Origin of the sequence: Xanthomonas sp., from assembly GCF_017163755.1 — a bacterium.
GTDB lineage: Bacteria > Pseudomonadota > Gammaproteobacteria > Xanthomonadales > Xanthomonadaceae > Xanthomonas_A.
Window position 1 is genome coordinate 37,936 of the sequence record NZ_JAFIWC010000003.1, and the last position, 15,624, is coordinate 53,559.

Annotated in this window: 16 protein-coding genes; 11 read left to right on the forward strand and 5 right to left on the reverse strand. The window is 71.8% G+C overall.

The features are described from left to right. Window positions 1–45: 45 nt before the first annotated feature. The 4 genes from JR065_RS02945 to JR065_RS02960 are packed head-to-tail and all read right to left on the reverse strand — an operon-like array spanning window position 46 to window position 4,424. Window positions 46–573 (reverse strand): Slp family lipoprotein, encoded by a 528-nt coding sequence (locus tag JR065_RS02945; protein WP_206231957.1) that lies wholly within the window; start codon window positions 571–573, stop codon window positions 46–48. Further along, window positions 570–2,516: a transglutaminaseTgpA domain-containing protein gene (locus JR065_RS02950; protein WP_206231958.1), complete on the reverse strand. Its 1,947-nt coding sequence runs from the start codon at window positions 2,514–2,516 to the stop codon at window positions 570–572. The genes JR065_RS02945 and JR065_RS02950 overlap by 4 nt, the downstream gene beginning before the upstream one ends. Then, window positions 2,509–3,465: a DUF58 domain-containing protein gene (locus JR065_RS02955; protein ID WP_206231960.1), complete on the reverse strand. Its 957-nt coding sequence runs from the start codon at window positions 3,463–3,465 to the stop codon at window positions 2,509–2,511. Before JR065_RS02955 ends, JR065_RS02950 begins: the two co-directional genes overlap by 8 nt. Window positions 3,466–3,470: 5 nt before the next feature. Beyond that, complete coding sequence (locus JR065_RS02960) at window positions 3,471–4,424, reverse strand: AAA family ATPase (RefSeq protein ID WP_206231962.1); 954 nt, start codon at window positions 4,422–4,424, stop codon at window positions 3,471–3,473. Window positions 4,425–4,461: 37 nt separating this feature from the next. On the opposite strand from JR065_RS02960, the gene JR065_RS02965 reads away from it, so the two are divergent. The 3 genes from JR065_RS02965 to JR065_RS02975 all read left to right on the forward strand — a co-directional run bounded on the left by JR065_RS02965 (window position 4,462) and on the right by JR065_RS02975 (window position 9,176). Further along, on the forward strand, window positions 4,462–6,309 hold the full coding sequence (locus tag JR065_RS02965) for a glycosyltransferase family 39 protein (protein ID WP_206231963.1): 1,848 nt from the start codon (window positions 4,462–4,464) through the stop codon (window positions 6,307–6,309). Window positions 6,310–6,354: 45 nt separating this feature from the next. After that, complete coding sequence (locus tag JR065_RS02970; RefSeq protein ID WP_206231965.1) at window positions 6,355–7,329, forward strand: glycosyltransferase family 2 protein; 975 nt, start codon at window positions 6,355–6,357, stop codon at window positions 7,327–7,329. A gap of 296 nt (window positions 7,330–7,625) precedes the next feature. After that, window positions 7,626–9,176: a glycosyltransferase 87 family protein gene (locus tag JR065_RS02975; protein ID WP_241093351.1), complete on the forward strand. Its 1,551-nt coding sequence runs from the start codon at window positions 7,626–7,628 to the stop codon at window positions 9,174–9,176. 83 nt (window positions 9,177–9,259) lie between these two features. On the opposite strand, the gene JR065_RS02980 is transcribed toward JR065_RS02975, so the two are convergent. Continuing rightward, window positions 9,260–9,832: a Maf family protein gene (locus JR065_RS02980; RefSeq protein ID WP_206231968.1), complete on the reverse strand. Its 573-nt coding sequence runs from the start codon at window positions 9,830–9,832 to the stop codon at window positions 9,260–9,262. 134 nt (window positions 9,833–9,966) lie between these two features. On the opposite strand from JR065_RS02980, the gene JR065_RS02985 reads away from it, so the two are divergent. The 8 genes from JR065_RS02985 (at window position 9,967) to acpP (ending at window position 15,555) form a co-directional block, all read left to right on the forward strand. Beyond that, complete coding sequence (locus JR065_RS02985) at window positions 9,967–10,476, forward strand: YceD family protein (protein WP_206231970.1); 510 nt, start codon at window positions 9,967–9,969, stop codon at window positions 10,474–10,476. Between the two features lie 99 nt (window positions 10,477–10,575). Next, on the forward strand, window positions 10,576–10,770 hold the full coding sequence (gene rpmF, locus JR065_RS02990) for a 50S ribosomal protein L32 (protein WP_206231972.1): 195 nt from the start codon (window positions 10,576–10,578) through the stop codon (window positions 10,768–10,770). Window positions 10,771–10,866: 96 nt separating this feature from the next. Then, entirely contained in the window at window positions 10,867–11,850 is a 984-nt protein-coding gene (locus JR065_RS02995) for a beta-ketoacyl-ACP synthase III (RefSeq protein WP_206231974.1), read from the forward strand. A 218-nt stretch (window positions 11,851–12,068) separates the two neighbouring features. After that, window positions 12,069–12,224: a hypothetical protein gene (locus JR065_RS03000; RefSeq protein ID WP_206231976.1), complete on the forward strand. Its 156-nt coding sequence runs from the start codon at window positions 12,069–12,071 to the stop codon at window positions 12,222–12,224. Beyond that, a complete protein-coding gene (locus JR065_RS03005; RefSeq protein WP_206231978.1) occupies window positions 12,221–12,880 on the forward strand; it encodes a glutathione S-transferase family protein in 660 nt (219 codons plus the stop codon). Before JR065_RS03000 ends, JR065_RS03005 begins: the two co-directional genes overlap by 4 nt. A 506-nt stretch (window positions 12,881–13,386) precedes the next feature. Then, the gene (fabD, locus tag JR065_RS03010) at window positions 13,387–14,331 is read left to right on the forward strand and encodes an ACP S-malonyltransferase (protein ID WP_206231979.1); all 945 of its coding nucleotides are present in this window, start codon (window positions 13,387–13,389) and stop codon (window positions 14,329–14,331) included. An 85-nt stretch (window positions 14,332–14,416) separates the two neighbouring features. After that, window positions 14,417–15,160 (forward strand): 3-oxoacyl-ACP reductase FabG, encoded by a 744-nt coding sequence (gene fabG / locus JR065_RS03015; RefSeq protein ID WP_206231981.1) that lies wholly within the window; start codon window positions 14,417–14,419, stop codon window positions 15,158–15,160. Window positions 15,161–15,315: 155 nt separating this feature from the next. Then, window positions 15,316–15,555 (forward strand): acyl carrier protein, encoded by a 240-nt coding sequence (gene acpP, locus JR065_RS03020; protein ID WP_046981398.1) that lies wholly within the window; start codon window positions 15,316–15,318, stop codon window positions 15,553–15,555. Window positions 15,556–15,624: the final 69 nt, after the last annotated feature.

A 15,624-nucleotide genomic window follows, 5' to 3' on the forward strand; every position in this document is an offset into this window, starting at 1 on the left:
AAAGCCGCTCGATGAGCGGCTTTTTTTGCGATCCGTCAGCGGCGCTTACCACCAGCCGCGACGATAGCCCCAGCGCGGGCCCCACGGATCCCACGGGCCCCAGGGGCCGTACGGGTAGGCGGGCACCACCTCGACCTGGCGCACCACCGGCCACAGGTAGACCACGTCGGCGCTGATCTTCGGCAGGCGGTAGTCGTACTCGCCGATGCGGGTGTTCTCGTAGCCGGAGACGTGGCCGATGAAGGTCACCTCGCGGCCCGGCTCGAACACGGCCGGATCGTAGAAGCCGGCGCGGCACGCGATGAAGCGTCCGTCGCTGGCGTCGGCCGAGCTGCTGTCCGGACGGCCGCTGCCGTTCAACGGCCGCGCCAGCATCTGGAAGCAGGTCTCGCCCTGCGCCGGCTTGGTCTGGATGATCTTGCCGCCCCAGCGCACCGGCGAACCGACCTGCTGGCCGGCGACCGAGTCGCGCGGGGTGACGGTGGCGAACTGGCCCTGCAACGGCTTGGGTGCGGTCACGCAGGCGCCCAGGGCGAGGGCGGCCACCACGGGTAACAGCAGACGAATCTTCATCGGGATGCTCCGGTTCGCGGACGGTGCCTGCGCAGGTCGCGCAACAGTGAAGCGCTGTCCGAATCAGCGCCAGCGTAGCGCGAATCGGCGAAACGCTGGCTGAGCGACAGCAGCGCCGGGTCGGGAATCACGCGCTGTACACGCCGCGCCCAGTCCAGCGCCGGCTCGTGCGCCTCGCGCGCCAGGCCGAGCCGCGCGTAGCGCTTGCCCAGGCGCCGCCAGGCGCGCAGCAACGGATCGCGCTCGCGCTCGCCGCGCGCCAGCAACCAGGCCATCGCGCCCAGCGTGAGCGCGGCGAAGCCGGCGAAGATCCCGATCAGCTGCGCCGGCTCCAGCTTGCCGATGCCCAGGCCGCTGAGCAGCCGCTGCTGGCGGTTGGCGTCGAACGACAGCACCAGGTCGTTCCAGCCGCGCCTCAGCCAGTCGCCGACGTCGCGCAGCTGCCAGTCGCCGCCGGCCAGGCCGCCGCCGCCGTCGCCGAGCCGGTCCTCCAGGGTGTCGTAGATCCGCTCCGGCGCCACCGCCGCGGTCGGGTCCACGCGCACCCAGCCGCGCTGCGGCAGCCATACTTCGGCCCAGGCGTGCGCGTCCATGCGCCGTATCACCCAGTAATCGCCGAGCGGATTGCGGGTGCCGCCGGCATAGCCCGTGACCACCCGCGCGGGGACGCCGGCGCCGCGCATCAGCGCCACGAACGCGGAGCTGAAATGTTCACAAAAGCCGGCCTTGTACTGGAACAGGAACTCGTCGATGCCGTCGCGGCCCGGCAACGGCGTGTCCAGGGTGTAGGCGAAGTCGCGGCGGATCCAGCGCAGCGCGCGGTTGACGATCGCCACGTCGTCGCGCCCGGCCTGCTGCCGCCACTGCCGGGCCAGCGCCAGCGTGCGCGGGTTGTAGCCGGGCGGCAGCTGCAGCGCCTGCCGGCGCTGCGCCGCCGGCAGCGTGGCCTCGAAGCGCTGCGGCGGCGAGGAGCGCAGGCGCCAGCGGCTCAGCGCGCTGAGCGGGCGCGCGCTGTTGAGCACGTAGTCCGACGACAGCCGGGTACCGTCCGGCGCGGCCAGCGGCAGGTCCAGCGCGATCACCTGGCGGCGGTCGGTGGGCTCGATCTCGATCTCGTAGTCCCACGCCGCGCCGCCCGCCTGCGTCGCCGGCGGCGGCTGGTAGTCGTGCCAGCGCTGCGCGCGCCAGGTGCGCCCGTCGAACTCCCACAGCACCGGGCCGCGCCAGTAGCGCTGGTCCGGCGCCGGCACCTTGCCGAAGAACTGCACCCGCGCCGCCGGGCTGTCGTCGGCCATCAGGTCCAGCCATTGCCCCGGGGTCATCGTGTCGGACAGTCCGGGCCGCGCCAGCGCGCGTTCGGGGACGCCCCACAGCGGCGAGCCCAGCCGCGGGAACAGCCAGAACGCGGCCAGCGCCAGCGGCAGCCCGATCGCCAGCAGCCGGCCCACGCCGCGCAGCTGGTCGCGCGCCGGCCGCTCGTCGCTGCGGCCTTCCTGGTCGGCCAGGCGCTGCATGCACAGCAGCGCGGCGATCACCGCGGCCAGCGCCAGCAGCATCGTCAGCGGCCCCTGGTCGAGCAGGAAGGCGGCGAACGGCGCGAACAGGGCGAAGCCGAGCAGGCTGCGCGCATCGCGCAGGGTCTTCAGTTCCGACGGCTTGATCGCCAGCATCGCGGCCAGCATCGCGCAGCCGGTGTCACGGCCGAAGCGCATGCCGATCTGCCAGTAGATCGCCGCCAGCATCGCCGCCACCAGCAGCAGCCGCAGCGGCGCCGGCATCGGCCGCCACCACGAACTGGCGCCGACCAGCAGCGTGGCGCCGCCGAACACCAGCATCAGCGCGCCCGGCAACTGCAGCAGCAGCGGCAGCAGCACCAGCAGGCCGGCGCCCAGGGCCCAGCCGCGGCTGGCGCGGGTCAGCGCGGGCGAGGAGGACTCAGCCATGCGGCAGCAGCGCCAGCGCGCGCAGGCACAGGTGCTGGTGTTGCGCGCCGCGGCCCGGCCCCAGCGGCGGCTGCCCGGGCAGCAGCAGGCGGTAGCGGCGGCCGTCGCGCTCGGCCTCGTTGACCCAGCGTGCCAGCCGCGCGATGCGGCGCTCGTACGGCAGCGACGGCAGCGCGCGCCAGTCCAGCACCACGTCCACCCCGATCGGGCGCTCGTACTCGCGCACCAGCAGGGTGTCGCGCCGCGCCGAGTGCTTCCACGAGATCGCGCGTGGCGCGTCGCCGGCGCGGTAGGGGCGCAGCTGGTGCAGTTCCTCGCCGAGCGCGTGCAGCCGGGTCTGGGTCGGGTTGCCGTCGCCGCCGGGCAGCGGCGGCCCGTCCGCCTCCGGCTGCGGGTACACCAGCAGCGGGGCGTCCGGCCAGAACCAGGCCCAGGCCTGCAGCAGGCCCAGCGGCTGGGTGGTGGAGACGCGGATGCGCTCCAGGTCCAGCCAGCCGCGGCGCTCGGTCGGCAGGCTGAGGTCGGCTTCGCCGCCGCCATCGCCGCCCAGGTCCAGGTAGGTGTACTGCTGCGCGTGCGCCACGCGCACGCCGCGCCGGCGCCGCGCGTCGCGCGCGGCCAGCGACAGGCGCAGGCGCAACGGCGTGCCGGCGGCGACCGGTTCGGCCGACAGCGCGTCCAGGCGCAGGCCCGACAGCTGCAGGTGGGCCACGATCGCGCTGGCCACGCCGGCGGCGCCGAGCAGCATAGCCAGCAGCAGCGCCGGGTTGTTGTTGTAGTTCAACGCGCCGAGCAGCATCGCGCCGAGCAGCAGCGCGATGAAGCCGCCGAACGGCGTCGGCAGGATGTAGATGCGGCGGCGGTCCAACTGCACCGGCAGCGGTTCGGGGTCGCGCGGCCGCGCCAGGTGCGCCAACGTCCGCCGCCACCGCTGCAGGCGCGTACGCACGGCGTTCAGTCCACCGGCACGCTGTGCAGGATCGCCTTGGCCAGCGACTGGCCCGACGCGGATTCCTGTTCGGCCACCAGCCGGTGTTCGGCGACCGCCACGAACAAGGCCTGCACGTCCTCGGGCAGCGCATGCGCGCGGCCGAGCAGCAGCGCATGCGCCTTGGCCGCGCGCAGCAACGCGATGCCGGCGCGCGGCGACAGGCCCACGCGCACCCCGGCATGCTGGCGGCTGCGCGCCAGCAGCGCCTGCACGTAGCCGACCAGCGCCTCGCTGGCGTGGACCCGGTCCACCGCATGGCGCAGCGTCGCCATGTCGGCGTCGCTGAGCATCGGTTGCGCCTGCGCGATCAGGTCGCGGCGGTCGCTGCCGCTGAGCAGCGCGCGTTCGGACTCGGCACTGGGGTAGCCGAGCGCCAGCCGCAGCAGGAACCGGTCCAGCTGCGAGTCCGGCAGCGGGAAGGTGCCCGACAGGTCCACCGGGTTCTGCGTGGCGATCACGAAGAACGGCGAAGGCAGCGGATGGGTCACCCCGTCCAGCGTCACCTGCTGCTCGGCCATCGCTTCCAGCAGCGCGCTCTGCGTGCGCGGCGGGGCGCGGTTGATCTCGTCGGCCAGCAGCACGTGGGCGAACACCGGCCCGGGATGGAACTGGAACTGCCGCGACTGCGCGTCGTACACCGACACGCCGAGCACGTCGGCCGGCAGCAGGTCGGAGGTGAACTGCACGCGCTGGAAGCTCAACCCCAGGCTCGCGGCCAGCGCGTGCGCCAGGGTGGTCTTGCCCAGTCCGGGCAGGTCCTCGATCAGCAGGTGTCCGCCGGACAGCAACGCGACAAAGGCAAGCCGCACCTGCTGCGGCTTGCCCAGTACCAGCGAATTGACCTGCTGCTGCGCCTGCGTGAGGGACTGGCGCAGCGTTTCGGTTAGCATTTCCGGCAAGCGGGGCGGAGTAGGCATCGCGTTCTCGCAACGGGTTTAGGGGAGTTTAAAGGCAATGCAGGGCGAACAACGCGCGCGAAGCGTCTTCCTGGTGCTGTGGACGCTGGTCACGGCGGCCAAGCTGCTGGTGGCCGCCCGCTTGCCGTTGTTCGTCGACGAAGCGTTCTATTGGCAGGAGGGCCAGCATCTGGCCGCCGCGTATTCGGACCTGCCCGGACTGACCGCCTGGCTGGCGCGCCTGGGCGTGGCCGTGGGCGGCGACCACCTGCTGGCGCTGCGCGCGCCGTTCCTGCTGTTGGCGGCGCTGATGCCGTGGCTGATCGCGCGCATCGCCACGCGCTGGTTCGGCGCGGTCGCCGGCTGGCGCGCCGGCAGCCTGACCCTGCTGATGCCGCTGTCCGGCACGCTCGGCATCCTGGCCCTGCCGGACGTGCCGATGGCGCTGGCGACGATCCTGTGCATCGACGCCAGCGCGCGGCTGCTGCGCCAGATCGATGCGATGAGCGCCGTTGAACTGGCGCTGGGCCTGGCGCTGGGGGCGCTCAGCCACTACCGCTTCGCCGGCATGGTCGGGGTCGGCTGCATCGCCCTGCTGCTGATCCCGCAGGGCCGCAGGATGCTGCGCGATCCGCAGGTCTGGGTGGCGCTGGCGATGGGCCTGGTGGCGTGGCTGCCGTTGCTGGCCTGGAACGTGGACAACGGCGAGGCGGGGCTGAAGTTCCAACTGGTCGATCGGCATCCGTGGAGCTTCCAGCCCAACGGCATCTGGTTCGTGCTGATCCAGGGCCTGCTGGTGACGCCGCTGCTGGCGGTGGCGCTGTGCAACGTCGCGCTGGTCGCCACCCGCGGCGGCGGCAGCGGCGGCGCCCGCGTGCAGTGGCGCTATTTCGGCCTGCTCGGCGGGATCTCCACGCTCGGCATCTTCGTCGCCGGCTTCTTCACCGACGCCGAGCGCATCAGTTTCCATTGGCCGCTGCCCGGCTACCTGGCCCTGCTGATCGCCGCGCCGGTGATCCTCGGCGGCTGGCCGAAGCGGCTGCGCCGCACCGCCTGGGCGCTGACCGGGCTCGGCCTGGTCGGCGCGTTCGCCTACTACCTGGCGGTGTCGGTGCCGTCGGTGCGCGAACACGCCGCCGGCAACAAGTACTACCCGCGCAACTTCGCCGGGTGGGGGCCGCTGGCCGCGGCGGTGCGCGAGGAACTGGCGGCGATGCCGCCCGGCGCGCGGGTGCTGGCCGACAACTTCAAGGTCGGCGCCGAACTGGGCTTCGAACTGGGCGATGCGCGCATCGAGGTGCTGCCGCACGCGTTGAACGAAAAGCACGGCCGCAGCGCGCAGCTGCGGCAATGGGGCCTGCTCGGCGACGGCCGGCGCGATGGCCCGCGGCTGCTGGTGCTGTCGCCCAGCGACCTGAAATACCGGCTGCTGCTGCAGCGCTACCACGAGGTCTGCGCGCTGGTCGGGCCGCTGCCGCCGCCGCGGGTGGTGTCCAACGACCACGGCAGCCAGCGCTTCCTGCTGTTCCGGCTGCCGGCGCAGCGCCTGCCGGGGCCGTGCGTGCTGCCGGCGATGGCGTGGATCAACACGCCCGCCAGCGGCGACCACGTGGCGCCGCATTTCGACGTGTCCGGCTGGGCGTTCAAGGACGGCGCGGGTATCGCGCGGGTGGACGTGCTGCTCGACGGCAAGGTGGCGGCGCAGGCCGAGTATGGCCAGCGCTACGACGTCACCGCGTTCTGGAAGATCTCCACCGACACGCAGCATCCGCACGTGGGGTTCCGCACCCAGCTCGATACCCAGGCGTTGGCGCCCGGCACCCATTGGCTGGGCCTGCGCCTGCACGGCCACGACGGCAGCGTCGAGGACTGGTGGGAGCAGCCGATCGTGCTGCGCCAGCGCTGAGATAGGATGGCGCGCCTCCACGCCCGCCGCGCCGACTCTTTCGCCATGACCCTACCCGCCGTTTTCCCCGCCGTGCGCATCGCGGTGATGGTGCCCTGCCACAACGAAGCGGCCACCATCGGCGGCGTGGTCGCCGATTTCGCCCGCCACCTGCCTGGCGCCAGCGTCCACGTCTTCGACAACAACTCCAGCGACGGCACCATCGGCATCGCGCGTGCGGCCGGCGCGCAGGTGCGCCAGGTCGGCCCGCAGGGCAAGGGCAACGTGGTGCGGCGCCTGTTCGCCGACATCGAGGCCGACGTCTACGTGCTGGTCGACGGCGATGCCACCTACGACGCGGCGATGGCGCCGGTGCTGGTCGAGCGCCTGCTGCGCGACGGCCTGGACATGGTGGTCGGCGCGCGCCGCAGCGGGCAGGCCGCCGCATACCGCGCCGGCCATCGCCTCGGCAACGTGCTGCTGACCCGCTGCGTGGGGCTGCTGTTCGGGCGCAGTTTCGACGACATGCTGTCCGGCTACCGGGTGTTCTCGCGCCGCTACGTCAAGTCGTTTCCCGCGCATGCGGCCGGCTTCGAGACCGAGACCGAGCTGGCGGTGCACGCGCTGCAGCTGCGCATGCCGGTGGCGGAGGTGGCGACCGGCTACGGCGCGCGCCCGCACGGATCGCAGAGCAAGCTGCGCACCTGGCACGACGGCGCGCGCATCCTGCTGACGATCGCGCGCCTGTTCAAGGCCGAACGGCCGCTGCTGTTCTTCTCGCTGGGAGCGGCGGCGTGCGCGCTGGCGTCGCTGCTGCTGGCGTTGCCGCTGCTGCTCACCTACCTGGATACCGGGCTGGTGCCGCGCTTTCCGACCGCGATCCTGTGCGCGGCGCTGATGCTGCTCGGGTTCCTGCTGCTGGCCTGCGGGCTGATCCTGGACACGGTCACCCGCGGCCGCATCGAGGCCAAGCGCCTGGCCTATCTGGCGGTGCCGGCCTTGCCGCTGCACGAGGCGCGCGCGCCGGAATCGGGCGAGTGAGCGCGGGCACGCAGGCCGCAGTGCCGCGGCCGGGCCGGCGCCGGCGCCTGGCGCAGGCGCTCGATCGGCGCTTCGGATTCCACAGCCGCGGCAACGTCGCCGCCGCGGGCGTGGCGGTGGCGCTGCTGTGCGGGCTGCTGTCGCTGTGGCTCGGCCAGGACGCCAACTGGGACCTGCGCAACTACCACTTGTACAACGGCTACGCCGCGTTGCACGGGCGCCTCGGCCTGGACCTGGCGCCGGCGCAGCTGCAGAGCTACTTCAATCCGTTGCTGGACGTGCTGCACTACGCCTTGATGACCGGGCTGCCGGCGCCGCTGGCCGGGTTCGCGATGGGCGCGCTGCACGGGCTGGCGTTCCTGCTGCTGGCCGGCATCGCCTGGCAAGTGCTGGATCCGCGCCTGGACCGCGCGCGACTGGCGCCGTGGCTGGCCCTGGCCGGCATGTGCAGTGCCGCGTTCCTGTCCGAACTCGCCGGCACCATGGGCGACAACACCAGCGCGCTGCCGGTGCTGGGCGCGCTGCTGGCCGCGCTGCACGCGCAACGCCGGCAACAGGTGGCCGGGCAGGGCGTGGCCATCGCGTACTGGGCGCTGGCCGGCGCGTTGCTCGGCCTGGCGCTGGCATGCAAGCTGACCAACGCGCTGTTTGCGCTTGCGCTGGGGGTGGCGGCGCTGGCCGCCGGCGGGCGGGCGCGGCAGCGCGTAGGCGGCGCCGCGGTGCTGACCGCGGCCACCGTGGCCAGCTTCGCGGCGCTGGCCGGGCCTTGGCTGCTGAGCGTATGGCAGACCTTCGGCAATCCGCTGTTCCCGCAGTTCAACAGCCACTTCCTGGCGCCGCTGGCGCAGCCGGTGGCGGTCAGCGATACGCGCTGGCTGCCGCAGGGCGGGTTGCAATGGCTGAGCTGGCCGGTGCTGTTCTCGATCGAACCGAACCGGGTCAGCGAAGTGGCCCTGCCGCAGATCGTCTGGCCGTTGCTGTACCTGCTGGGCCTGGCCTCGCTGCTGCTGTTCGCGCTGCGCCGACGTCGGCGCGAGGTGGCCGGCGACGTGGTCGCGCCGGCGTGGTGCGCGCTGCTGGTGTTCTTCGTGGTCGCCTTCGTGGCCTGGCAAGCGACGTTCAGCATCCAGCGCTACCTGGTGGTGCCGGAGCTGCTGGCGCCGTTGCTGCTGTGGGTCGGAGTGCGGCGGGTGCTGCCGCTGCGCATCGCGGCACCGGCGGCGCGCTGGACGCTGATCGCTTGCGCGCTGGTCGCGCTGCATGGCCGCGGCGACTGGGGGCACGAGCGCTGGGCGCGCGAGGCGTTCCGGGTGCAGGCGCCGTCGATGCCGCAGCCGGCGCGCAGCGTGGTGCTGCTGGTCGGCGACGAACCGCAGTCCTGGCGCGTTCCATCGCTGCCGGCGCAGGCCGTATACGCGTCGGTCGCGTCCAACTTTCCCGAATCGCCGGCCTATGCCGGGCGCGTGCGGTCCATGGTCGCCGCGCGCGGCGACGCCTACGCGATGCTGCCGGCGGCGGTGGACCGCAACGCCGAGCGGCTGCTGCGCGTCAATGCGCTGGCCGAGCGCCTGGGGCTGACCCGGGGCCCGGACTGCACGCTGATGCGCCGGCTGGCGCGGCGCCCGGTGCGCGCGCTGCTGAGCGAGGCCGGCGGGCGCTGCCGATGGACGATGATCCCCGGGCGCGGAACCGATATCGCGGCCGGCAACCGGCAGTACGCGGCGCTGGCCGACCAGCGCCTGGCGCGCTACGGCCTGGCCCTGGAGCCGGACTCGTGCCGGGTGTACTCGGCGCTGATCGGCCGCACCGACTTCCCCTACCAGTGGTGCCGCCTGCGCCAGCGCTAGCAAATCGGCAGGGATACGCATCCTGCTGTTGCTGTTGCGAGTCCGGGTCCCGGGTCCCCGGTCCCGAGTCCCGAGTCCCGACCTCAAGGCACCGCAAATCCCGCCTCGCGCAGCAGCCCCGACAGCGCGATCAGCGGCAGCCCGACGAGCGCGGTCGGGTCCTGGTTGTGGATCGCGACGAACAGGCCGATGCCCAGGCCCTCGCACTTGAAGCTGCCGGCGCAGTCCAGCGGCCGTTCGGCGGCCACGTAGCGCGCGATCTCCTCGCCGGACAGGGCACGGAACTGCACCTCGGTCAGGTCGATGGCGGCCAGCGCGCGGCCGCCGTGCAGCAGGCACACCGCGGTATGGAAGCGCACGCGGCGCCCGGACATCGCCGCCAGCTGCGCGCATGCGGCCTGCGCATGGCCGGGCTTGCCCAGCGCCAGGCCGTCCAGGTCGGCGACCTGGTCCGAGCCGATCACCCAGGCGTCCGGGGCCTGAACGGCGACCGCCGCGGCCTTGGCCCGCGCCAGCCGCTGCGCCAGCGCCCGCGGGGCCTCGCCCGGCAAGGCGGTCTCCGCGACCTGCGGGCGGGCGGTATCGAACGGCAGCCGCAGCCGCTGCAGCAGTTCGCGGCGATAGGCGGAGGTGGAGGCCAGGATCAGGCGCGGCATCGGCGGTCGTCGGGGCGGCGGCGGAAGCCGGGGCCGGCAGTCTGCGGCGAGGCGCGCGGCCGGGGCAAGCGGATGACAGGGGTGCCCGGGACGGTTTGACAGCGCCCCCGGCAGTCCTTAACATTCTGCGGCTTATGTCCGCGAACGTGCCCGAACTGTTGGATGCCTGGCGGATGGTCGCAGCGCGCCGGATGTTCGAAGGCCGGCTGCCGCTATCGGCGATGACCCGTCTCCAGGACAGTCTGGCCGATACCGAAGGCGAATGCCGGTACACGCTGGAATTCGGCCGCGACGAAGTATTGCAAGTGTCCTATGTCGAACTGGGTATCGAGACCGCGCTGCCGCTGATCTGTCAGCGCAGCCTGCAGCGCTTCCTGCTGCCGGTGTCGATGGTGCAGCGGATGGGGCTGATCCGCGACGAGGCCGACGAGGCCGCGTTGCCGCCGGAGTACGAGGCCCTGCTGGTGCCGGACGATGGCATGCTGCGGCCGCAGGATCTGGTCGAGGACGAACTGGTGCTGGCGGTGCCGCTGGTGCCGGTGGCGCCCGGGAGCGAGGCGGTCGAACAGGACTGGCCGGCGACCGAGGAAGAGTTGAGCAAGGCCAACCCGTTCGCGGCGTTGGCGGCGCTGAAGAAACAGTAGCGGCCGGCGCCCCGTCCGCTGCCTGAGGCTGTTGCCGGACGCGCGCGTCCTGCGCGACGTAAACGACAGATGTAAACGAACCGAGTTTGGAGCAATCCCATGGCAGTGCAGAAATCCCGTGTCACCCCGTCCCGCCGCGGCCAGCGCCGTTCGCACGACGCCCTCAGCGCCAAGCAGCTGTCGACCGATCCGACCAGCGGCGAGATCCACCTGCGCCACCACATCACCGCCGACGGCTACTACCGCGGCAAGAAGGTGATCGCCAGCAAGACCTCGCAGGTCGAAGAAGATTGATACGGCCCGACCCGTCGCGCAGCGGCGGGCGGTGCACCCATCTTCACAGGCCGCGCCGCGTCGGGGCGGCCTGCGTAACAGGCAGCAGGAACCAGCATGAGCAAGCGGATCTATTCAAGGATCGCGGGCACCGGCAGCTATTTGCCTGAAAAGGTGTTGACCAACGACGACCTGTCGCAGATGGTCGACACCAGCGACGAATGGATACGCAGCCGCACCGGCATCCGCGAGCGGCATATCGCCGCCGCCGGCCAGACCGCGGGCGACCTGGGCTACGAAGCCGCGCTGAAGGCGATCGAAGCGGCCGGCATCGACCCGGCCGAGCTGGACATGATCGTCGTCGGTACCACCACCCCGGACCTGATCTTCCCGTCCACCGCCTGCCTGATCCAGGCGCGGCTCGGCATGGGCGGCGGCGCCGCGATGGACGTCAACGCCGCCTGCTCGGGCTTCGTCTACGCGCTCAGCGTGGCCGACAAGTTCATCCGCTGCGGCGATGTGAAGACCGTGCTGGTGATCGGCACCGAGACCCTCAGCCGCATCGTCGACTGGACCGAGCGCACCACCTGCGTGCTGTTCGGCGACGGCGCCGGCGCGGTGGTCCTGCGTGCCGACGAGGACACCGGCATCCTCAGCACCCACCTGCACGCCGACGGCAGCAAGAAGGAACTGCTGTGGAACCCGGTCGGCATCTCCACCGGGCTCGGCGACGGGACCGGCAACGCGGCCGCGGGCGGCATCCAGATGAAGGGCAGCGAGGTGTTCAAGTACGCGGTCAAGGCGCTGGACGCCGTGGTCGACGAGACCCTGGAAGCCAACGGCCTGGACAAGCACGACCTGGACTGGCTGATCCCGCACCAGGCCAACCTGCGCATCATCGAGGCCACCGCCAAGCGGCTGGAGATGCCGATGGAGCAGGTGGTGGTGACGGTGGACATCCATGGCAACACCTCGTCCGCGTCGGTGCCGATGGCGCTGGACGTGGCGGTGCGTTCGGGCCGCGTGCAGCGCGGCCAGTTGCTGCTGCTGGAGGCCTTCGGCGGCGGCTTCACCTGGGGCTCGGCGCTGCTACGCTACTGATCGCGCAACGGCCGGCGGCGCGTCGGCCGTTGCGGCGGCGTCCGCCGCGGCACACCGCTCCCGCGGGAACGGCGAGAATCCGTCCTTCCGATCCACGGCCAGCGCTTGCGGCTCAAGCGGTGCGGTACGCATCGCGCCGCCTGCGCTGCGTCCCTGTGCCCGTTGCGCTTGCGGCACCGCCAGGCGCTGTGCGCCGCCGCGGGGTTGGAACAGCCGCCTTGGCGAACTTCCAGCGCGCCCGGATCGCCGCTGGCGCCGGCGGCCGATCCGCCGCGTTCGCGAAGATGTCGCGCATGTCGATTTCCGTTGCCGCCGATCGTCGCATGGCCAGGCAAGGCATCCGCCTTCGCCATTGTCCCGAGGATCGACGATGACCTTGCAGCTCTACGCCCATCCGTTCTCGTCCTACTGCCAGAAGGTCCTGACCGCGCTGTACGAAAACGGCACGCCGTTCGAGTATCGGCAATTGTCCAGCGACGACCCGCAGCCGATGGCCGAACTCGCCGCGCGCTGGCCGATGCAGCGCTTCCCCGTGCTGGTGGACGAGGGCCGCACGATCGCCGAGTCGACGATCATCATCGAGCATCTGGCGTTGCGCCATCCGGGACCGGTGCAGTTGCTGCCGCCCGATCCGCACGCGGCGCTCGAGGTCCGTTTCATGGACCGCTTCTTCGACAACTACCTCGCCACGCCGCAGCAGAAGCTGGTCTTCGATTGCCTGCGCCCGGAGGGCGAGCGCGACCCGCGCGGCGTCGCCGACGCGCGCGCCATGCTCGACACCGCCTATGCGTGGTTGGACCGGACCATGCAAGGCCGCACCTGGGCGGCCGGCGATCGTTTCAGCCTGGCCGACTGCGCCGCCGCGCCGTTCCTCTTCTATGCGGACTGGACGCATCCGATCGCCGCGTCGTTCGGCAACGTCATCGCCTACCGCACGCGCCTGCTGGCGCGGCCCTCGTTCGCGCGCGCGGTGGACGAGGCGCGGCCCTATCGCGCGTACTTCCCGCTGGGAGCGCCCGACCGCGATTGAGCGTTGCGGCGACGGGGATGCCCACACCAGGGCGTCGCGCGTGCTGCGGGGCCTGCGTCCCAACTGCACCGCTTTTCCAAAGAACAGCGATCGTTGCCGCGCGCGCGATGCGCTGTTCGCGAAGCAACGGTTGCGGGCATGTACGCGGCTGCGGGCCCGGCGCGCGGAGCGTCGAGGGCCGCTGCGCTGTAGGGCGCGCATGCGCCGGTGCGCATCCATGTGCGTCACGCCGGCCCGAAACAGCCGGCGCGGTTCCGAGGCCGGCCATGCGGGCGTGCGCGTGGCATGCGGTCGCAGCGACGCGTGCCGCCAGCGCCACCGCGGCGCAATGGCTTGACCGGTCCGGCGTCGGCGGCGCGCACCTGCGGCGCAATGTCGGGCGGCATCGTCACGCCACGGTCGAGGAGGCCGGCGGCGCGCCGGCGCGCGCACATACGCCCGGGTACAGACGTACGGCCGGTTTCGCCCTTATCATCGCCGCTCGTTTTTCGCTGTTGGGCTTTTCCGTGACCGATTCCACTTTAGCCTTCGTCTTTCCAGGCCAGGGTTCGCAGTCGCTGGGCATGCTGGCCGAACTGGCCGAGCTGCACCCGCAGGTCCGCGACACCTTCGTCGAGGCCTCCGATGGCGCGGGCGTCGATCTGTGGGCGCTGGCGCAGGGCGGTCCGGAGGAAATGCTCAACCGCACCGAATACACCCAGCCGGCGCTGCTGGCCGCGGGCGTGGCGGTGTGGCGGCTGTGGCTGGCGCAGCGCGGCGCGCGTCCGGCGTTGCTGGCCGGGCACAGCCTGGGCGAATACACCGCGCTGGTCGCGGCCGGCGCGCTGTCGCTGCGCGACGGCGCGCACCTGGTACGGCTGCGCGGGCAGCTGATGCAGGACGCGGCGCCGGCCGGCGTCGGCGCGATGGCCGCGGTGATCGGCGCCGAGGATGCGCTGGTGCAGGACGCCTGCGTGCAGGCCGCCGGCAGCCAGGTGGTGGTCCCGGCCAACTACAACTCTCCCGGCCAGATCGTCATCGGCGGCGATGCGGCCGCGGTCGACCGCGCGCTGGCGCTGCTGGCCGAGCGCGGCGTGCGCAAGACGGTGAAGCTGGCGGTCAGCGTGCCGTCGCACACCCCGCTGATGCGCGAGGCGGCCAACCGCCTGGCCGAGGCGATGCGCGGGCTGGCCTGGCACGCGCCGCAGCTGCCGGTGGTGCAGAACGTCGATGCCCGCGTGCACGACGGCGTCGATGCGATCCGCCAGGCGCTGGTCGAGCAGCTGTACCTGCCGGTGCGCTGGACCGAGTGCGTGCAGGCGCTGGCCGCGCGCGGCGCGACCCGTATCGCCGAGTGCGGCCCGGGCAAGGTGCTCACCGGCCTGATCAAGCGCATCGACAAGTCGCTGGAGGCGCGGCCGCTGGCCACCCCGGCCGACTTCGCCGGCGCGCTGGACGAATGGGTCCACTGATCTTCCTGCCGGGCGCCCCTTGCGGGTGCCGCCGGCCTCGTCCCCCAGGCGCCTGCGGCGCCGCCCGTTCCCGAGGAAACAGCAGATGAGCAAGCCATTGCAGGGCGAGATCGCCTTGGTCACCGGCGCCAGCCGCGGCATCGGCGCGGCCATCGCCGACGAGCTGGCCGCACAGGGCGCCACCGTCATCGGCACGGCCACCTCCGAAAGCGGCGCGCAGGCGATCGCCGCGCGCCTGGCCGCGTCCGGCGGCCACGGCCGTGCGCTGGACGTCACCGACGCGGCGGCGGTGGACGCGCTGATCGATGCGATCGGCAAGGAGTTCGGCGCGATCTCGATCCTGGTCAACAACGCCGGCATCACCCGCGACAACCTGCTGATGCGGATGAAGGAAGAGGACTGGCAGGCGATCATCGACACCAACCTGACCAGCGTGTTCCGCACCAGCAAGGCGGTGATGCGCGGGATGATGAAGGCGCGCAAGGGCCGCATCGTCAACATCGCCTCGGTGGTCGGCGTCACCGGCAATCCCGGGCAGTCCAACTACGCGGCGGCCAAGGCCGGGATCATCGCCTTCTCCAAGTCGCTGGCCAAGGAGATCGGTTCGCGCGGCGTCACCGTCAACGTGGTCGCGCCGGGCTTCATCGACACCGACATGACCAAGGCGCTGCCGGACGCGCAGCGCGCCGCGCTGCTCGAGCAGATCGCGCTGGGCCAGCTCGGCCAGCCGTCGGACATCGCGCATGCGGTGGCGTTCCTGGCCGGCCCGGCAGCCGGCTACATCACCGGCGAAACCCTGCATGTGAACGGCGGCATGTACATGCCGTAAGCATAGGACGCAAGGAGCGCGCCTAAGTGGTTGATCGGCTGGGTCTTTCGCAGCGATGCAAGCACCCGCTGGTTTCCACTACACTATCCACCGCGGCCATCGCAGCCCGATGGCGTTTTTGAACCACCACTACTCCATCTGGAGCGATATCCCAAATGAGCACCATCGAAGAACGCGTCAAGAAAATCGTCGTCGAGCAACTCGGCGTCAAGGAAGAAGAAGTCACCAACAGCGCATCGTTCGTCGATGACCTGGGTGCGGACTCGCTGGACACCGTCGAGCTGGTGATGGCGCTGGAAGAAGAATTCGAGTGCGAGATCCCGGACGAAGAAGCCGAGAAGATCACCTCGGTGCAGCAGGCCATCGACTACGTCAAGGCGCACGTCAAGAGCTGAAGATCGTTCTTGATCGCGATCGGCGCCGCAGGGTCCGGTCCGCGTGACAATCCCATGGGGCCGCGCATG

Bases quoted from the DNA above. Each gene is read 5' to 3' on its own strand.
- JR065_RS02980 (WP_206231968.1), bottom strand. From the start codon at position 9,832: ATGCCGCGCCTGATCCTGGCCTCCACCTCCGCCTATCGCCGCGAACTG.
- JR065_RS02960 (WP_206231962.1), bottom strand. From the start codon at position 4,424: ATGCCTACTCCGCCCCGCTTGCCGGAAATGCTAACCGAAACGCTGCGC.
- JR065_RS03005 (WP_206231978.1), top strand. From the start codon at position 12,221: ATGACCTTGCAGCTCTACGCCCATCCGTTCTCGTCCTACTGCCAGAAG.
- JR065_RS02975 (WP_241093351.1), top strand. From the start codon at position 7,626: ATGACCGGGCTGCCGGCGCCGCTGGCCGGGTTCGCGATGGGCGCGCTG.
- acpP (WP_046981398.1), top strand. From the start codon at position 15,316: ATGAGCACCATCGAAGAACGCGTCAAGAAAATCGTCGTCGAGCAACTC.
- rpmF (WP_206231972.1), top strand. From the start codon at position 10,576: ATGGCAGTGCAGAAATCCCGTGTCACCCCGTCCCGCCGCGGCCAGCGC.
- JR065_RS02985 (WP_206231970.1), top strand. From the start codon at position 9,967: ATGTCCGCGAACGTGCCCGAACTGTTGGATGCCTGGCGGATGGTCGCA.
- JR065_RS02965 (WP_206231963.1), top strand. From the start codon at position 4,462: ATGCAGGGCGAACAACGCGCGCGAAGCGTCTTCCTGGTGCTGTGGACG.
- fabG (WP_206231981.1), top strand. From the start codon at position 14,417: ATGAGCAAGCCATTGCAGGGCGAGATCGCCTTGGTCACCGGCGCCAGC.
- JR065_RS02945 (WP_206231957.1), bottom strand. From the start codon at position 573: ATGAAGATTCGTCTGCTGTTACCCGTGGTGGCCGCCCTCGCCCTGGGC.
- JR065_RS02995 (WP_206231974.1), top strand. From the start codon at position 10,867: ATGAGCAAGCGGATCTATTCAAGGATCGCGGGCACCGGCAGCTATTTG.
- JR065_RS02970 (WP_206231965.1), top strand. From the start codon at position 6,355: ATGACCCTACCCGCCGTTTTCCCCGCCGTGCGCATCGCGGTGATGGTG.
- JR065_RS02950 (WP_206231958.1), bottom strand. From the start codon at position 2,516: ATGGCTGAGTCCTCCTCGCCCGCGCTGACCCGCGCCAGCCGCGGCTGG.